The 4,674-nt window shown below is 42.7% G+C and carries 5 protein-coding genes; all 5 read right to left on the reverse strand.

All coding sequences use genetic code 11. The annotated features are described in order from the left end of the window. The coding region (locus AB7U21_RS10405; protein ID WP_428388856.1) for an S-layer protein domain-containing protein at window positions 1-1,128 on the reverse strand (1,128 nt) is incomplete at its 3' end. 151 nt (window positions 1,129-1,279) lie between these two features. Next, the gene (locus AB7U21_RS10410; protein ID WP_428388858.1) at window positions 1,280-2,302 is read right to left on the reverse strand and encodes a DUF21 domain-containing protein; all 1,023 of its coding nucleotides are present in this window, start codon (window positions 2,300-2,302) and stop codon (window positions 1,280-1,282) included. A gap of 54 nt (window positions 2,303-2,356) precedes the next feature. Beyond that, window positions 2,357-3,232 carry a mechanosensitive ion channel family protein gene (locus AB7U21_RS10415; RefSeq protein ID WP_333786961.1) on the reverse strand — a complete coding sequence of 292 codons (876 nt, stop codon included), beginning with the start codon at window positions 3,230-3,232 and terminating at the stop codon, window positions 2,357-2,359. After that, window positions 3,229-3,939 carry a DUF432 domain-containing protein gene (locus AB7U21_RS10420; protein ID WP_333786960.1) on the reverse strand — a complete coding sequence of 237 codons (711 nt, stop codon included), beginning with the start codon at window positions 3,937-3,939 and terminating at the stop codon, window positions 3,229-3,231. The genes AB7U21_RS10415 and AB7U21_RS10420 overlap by 4 nt, the downstream gene beginning before the upstream one ends. A 41-nt stretch (window positions 3,940-3,980) precedes the next feature. Next, a partial coding sequence (corA, locus tag AB7U21_RS10425; protein WP_428388861.1) for a magnesium/cobalt transporter CorA occupies window positions 3,981-4,674 on the reverse strand: 694 nt, incomplete at its 5' end.

Raw genomic sequence — 4,674 nt, forward strand, 5'->3', positions numbered from 1 at the left:
TATCACTTCGAATTGTCCCCAGGCAGAGTGCTCAAAGCTTACCTGCTGGGATTCTGTGGAATACACAAGGTTCTCAGCGCCTATTGTCCTGCCGCTAAGAGCTTTGACTTCCAGTGATTCGGTACCTATGCCTTCATCAATGTTATAGTAGAAACCTTCGAAGTTCAGTGCAGTCCAGTTGAAGGGGCCATCGGAAACTGTACCACGCAACTCATACGTCCCCGGTTCTGTCATGTCGACCACAGGAGCAAAACGCAGCACTGTGTCATCAGCAACAACGAATTTCAGCTTTCCCATTATGTCGATGGTCCTGCCTGCATTAAGGTTTATGACATCGGGATTTGACATTGTGATCCTTTCAGGAGCTATTGTATCAACTGTCATTCTTCCATATTTATCGCCAGCGTTAACGGAGATGTAGCTGTCGGACACCTGAAAGATGCCTTTCACGAACACGGCATTGCTTTCAGTTCCCCTGAATATGGTATCCAGATGTACTGCTATAAGAGGGAAATCATCCGTGGAACCAATTCTGGTCTCGTAAACATAATCCTGATTAGAGGCTATTACTGTACTATCTACTTGCACACCATTTTTCTTAAGGGTGATGAACACTTTATTGCCATTAAGGTCGACTTCGGTTATGTCCAGCACATATCCTTCCTGCAGAACAAGTGATGAACCCGTGAAAAGTGATTTTTCGTCATCATCGTTTATGAGCACTTTTGCAAGCTGGCCATCGGATATGAGGCTGACATCATCTGCAAAAGCTGTATTGTCAGAATAACCTGCAAAGTATCTTTCTGCCATAAAACCGATTATCTGGAACGAACCCCATTCATCACGCTCAAAACCAGTTTCTATTGGTCTTGTGGAATACACAAGGTCGTCCTCTTCGATGGACCTGTCAGAATAGCTGTCCAGTTTAACTGTCAGCATTTCAGACCCTTCTCCTGAATCCAGGTCATAATAGAAACCCGAATAACTAAGTGGTGACCATGAATATTCAAGCGATGGTTCCTGGGCAGCATCCCATATCCTGTTCCCTGTCGAACCGTCGGCTGCCAGGGCCGTAGTGGATAGCAAGCTCAGGCAAAGTAAAGCAACTATCAGTATTTTAATTTTCATATATTTATCTCTCCTACAACATTTACTATCTGCAAAAAGAGTATTATTGTAACAGTATATACGTTTTATCCATTAAAATGACCGAATAATATGGAAATATGTTCAGGAACGATGGCTGCAGAATGTTTCACAGGATACTTTATGGGGGTTCTTATTCCACTCTCACCACTATACCCCGCAGAAGCCTGCCCAGCAGATCCGAACCTGTAATGATGCGCCTATCCGGGTCATCTTTGTTCCAGTAAATGATAAGATCCTCATCTACAACATCATCCTCCAGATCGATGGGATAGACTTTAAGCCTCTTGATCACATCTCCCAGTCGTTCCTGGGAGGAGTGAACGATTATTGGATGATGACAATAAGCCAGAGGATGAAACGCCTTTTCGGTGGTGAAGGCTGCCCTGAGAAAAGCATCGGAATCTATAGCCACAGAAGGTTCTTCATTTTCATCAACAACTATGACCCATTTTTTACCTGACAGAGCTATTTGATGCAATAGAGGATCCGTAGATTTTCTGTCCACGTGGGGAAAAACCGGATATCCATCCTTGAAAGGAAGGTGGATCATACTTTGTGGATGGATCACTGAACCTTCGTTTTTTATGTTCAGATCGTCTATGGAGAGAAAATTGAGAGCTCCCAATCCTTCGATACGGTCGATATCTGATCTGGAAGACAACATGTGTTTTTCGATTATGACCCTCAGAGCCCTTTCCTTGAAATACATAACCCCTTCTTTTCCAAGCCAAAGGTCAAGTAAATTAGCTGTAGGCTTGGCCACAGGATACAAAAGAGATCTATAGAATTTGATCAAGGGTATAAGATAAGCACCTATTTTCATTGTATTGCGGGAAAAATAGGCCTGAGGTACGATCTCTCCAAAGAAAGCTATCACAAATGTCGAGAACACAAAAGCTAAAGCTCCGGTCATTATAGTATCTGTTAGTAATGTAAGCAGCACATTGACTCCCACATTGCCCCATAAAAGCGTGGCTAACAACAAGTTTGAGTCTGTGCGCAGCTCAAGTACCTTCACCGCAAATGAGTTCTTAAGTTCGGCTTCGACTTCAAGCCGAAGCCTGCTCAGACCGAACAAGCCGATAGTAAGACCAGAGAAGATCGCAGACTGCAATAAACATAAAAAGATGAGTATCCACGTTATTATAACCATATGAATGTTCTATCTTTTCATTCCTCCAATATAAAAAAGTATGCTCCTTCGTCATCAATGATGTGAGAAAATAGAACAATCGTTTTCTCCAATTTCTACCGGATTTGCCGGCATACTATTAGCGAACCATAGAGTACGCTGCGGTAAGGCGATCTTTATCCCATTCTCTTCAAGTGTCTTTTTAATTATCCACAGCAGTCTTGTCTTGACAGAATACCATTCAGTGGAAGGAGCCCAGATCCTTACGAAGATATTGACACCATTATCATCCAGTTTATCCACAAAGACAGTAGGAGTTGGATTTTTAAAAGCTATAGGATCATCATCTATGATGCCTTTGATCATCCCAATGGCTTTGTCGGCATCGCTGTCATAGGTTATTCCTATGACATACTCGAATCTCCTTGCTACGTTGGCAGCATAATTAGTGATGTTATTGAGAAAGACCTTATCGTTTGGCACACGCACATACAGCCCATCAAAGGTCCTGATGATGGTGGAAACAAAAGTGATATCTTCAATAACTCCTGCATTATTATCTATGTTCACCTGATCCCCTATCTTAATGGGCCTTTCAAGGGTCAGGAAGATCCCGGAGATAAGATTCGCAACAATGCTCTGGCCAGCGATACCCAGGATTAGGCCCAATACACCTCCGGCAACAAGCAGACTTGAAAGCTCTAATCCCATGAACGGGAGTATGAAAAAGACAGTGACCAAGAAGACAAAACTGTAGCGCATAAGTTTGAGCAGCATGCTCAGTTGTTTCCTGTCCATCTTATCCTGAAGAGCCCTCATGAGATATATGGACAGAATTTTTCCGGCGATCATAGAGATAATTACAATAGAAGCTACGAATGTCATCCTGAAAAAAAGGATAGAATAATCGGATGATGAAATGATAGATATATCGTTCAGTGTGATGTTCATAGTCCGTACTCCATGATGCATCTGCTACCGATCACCCTTAGTTTGGACGATACGTAGAGTTCGGTGGCCTTTTTGAACCCGGCTTTACCGGGACAGTGCACGAACTCAGTTTCCGCTAATTTTCTGCTTGGGATCTTCATGACCGCTTTCATTACGACTTTATTTCCTTCATAGTAGATCTTCATACCATATGCGTTGAACAAAGACTTGCTGACCTCTACCAAGTGCTCAGTGTCATTAACTATCTTCAGTTCTATGTAACCTGTGTACCAGGGATCTGTATCCGGTGGTGAAAGAAACACGTCGCTTTCCCAATACTTGCAGATGGTCCCATTGCTTGGAGCACCGTATAGAGTGTACTTCAACCGTGAAAAAGAAAAAATATCTATTACCTCAAAGCCCTCTTTTCCCTGAGATACGAAAACCCCTATCTCTACAGGAAAAGTGATGTACACCTTCTTTGAGGCGCCGGGCTCAAGTATCAGGGTCTTTTTAAAGTTCACCAGTAGGAAATGGGTGAGCCTCTTTGGCATATTGACCGGTTCCACCGGGTTGAGCAATATGCTGCATGACTCCTGCAAAAGTAGCCTTTCTGTGCTTCCCAGGCTGCCCCATCTGCGATATATGAGTGAATCGTCATGTGCTTCCATTGATAGGAAAACGCCTTCTATTTCCATGTTAACAGGAGATCCATATAAGCCGAACATAATAATTTCCGTGAAATAATATAAAAGAAGTATCTTATCATTTATAACCATTTCTTCTTTCGGAAATAGAAGAACATGGAAATGCCTATTACTGCCATAATGCACCATAGCACAGGATAGCCCCATTTCCATGAAAGTTCCGGCATATATTGAAAGTTCATGCCATACACACCTGCAAGGAAGGTCAATGGAATGAATATGGTAGCGATGATAGTAAGCACCTTCATCACCTCATTCATCCTGTTGCTAATGCTGGACAGATATATATCCAGCATCCCGGAAAGCATATCTCTGTATGTTTCGATGGTATCTATCACTTGGATGGTATGGTCGTATATGTCTTTGATATATATTTGTGTGGACCTTGTTATAAGGTCCGATTCGGCTCTTAAAAGGTTGTTTGATACTTCACGCAGGGGCCATGCAGATTTGCGCAAAAAGATCATTTCGTTTCTCAGAACATGCAACTCTTCAAGAGTGTCAGGTGTGGGATGATCAAGCAGTTCATCTTCCAATAGTTCTAATCGTTCTCCCAGTTTCTCCAGAACGACAAAGTAGTTATCAACAATAGAATCGATGAGCGAATACGCAAGATAATCAGCCCTCATCTCGCGAATGCGACCTTTTGAGCCTTTTAACCTCATACGTACGGGATCAAAGGTATTCCCTCCTGCTTCCTGAAAAGATATTACGAAATTGCGGCCCAGGATAAGACTCACCTGTTCGGATATGATC

Source organism: Methanomethylovorans sp., assembly GCF_050177135.1.
GTDB lineage: Archaea > Halobacteriota > Methanosarcinia > Methanosarcinales > Methanosarcinaceae > Methanomethylovorans.

What these genes read in the sequence shown, in the direction of transcription:
- AB7U21_RS10410 (WP_428388858.1), bottom strand. Translation starts at nt 2,302, where the DNA reads ATGGTTATAATAACGTGGATACTCATCTTTTTATGTTTATTGCAGTCT.
- AB7U21_RS10415 (WP_333786961.1), bottom strand. Translation starts at nt 3,232, where the DNA reads ATGAACATCACACTGAACGATATATCTATCATTTCATCATCCGATTAT.
- AB7U21_RS10420 (WP_333786960.1), bottom strand. Translation starts at nt 3,939, where the DNA reads ATGTTCGGCTTATATGGATCTCCTGTTAACATGGAAATAGAAGGCGTT.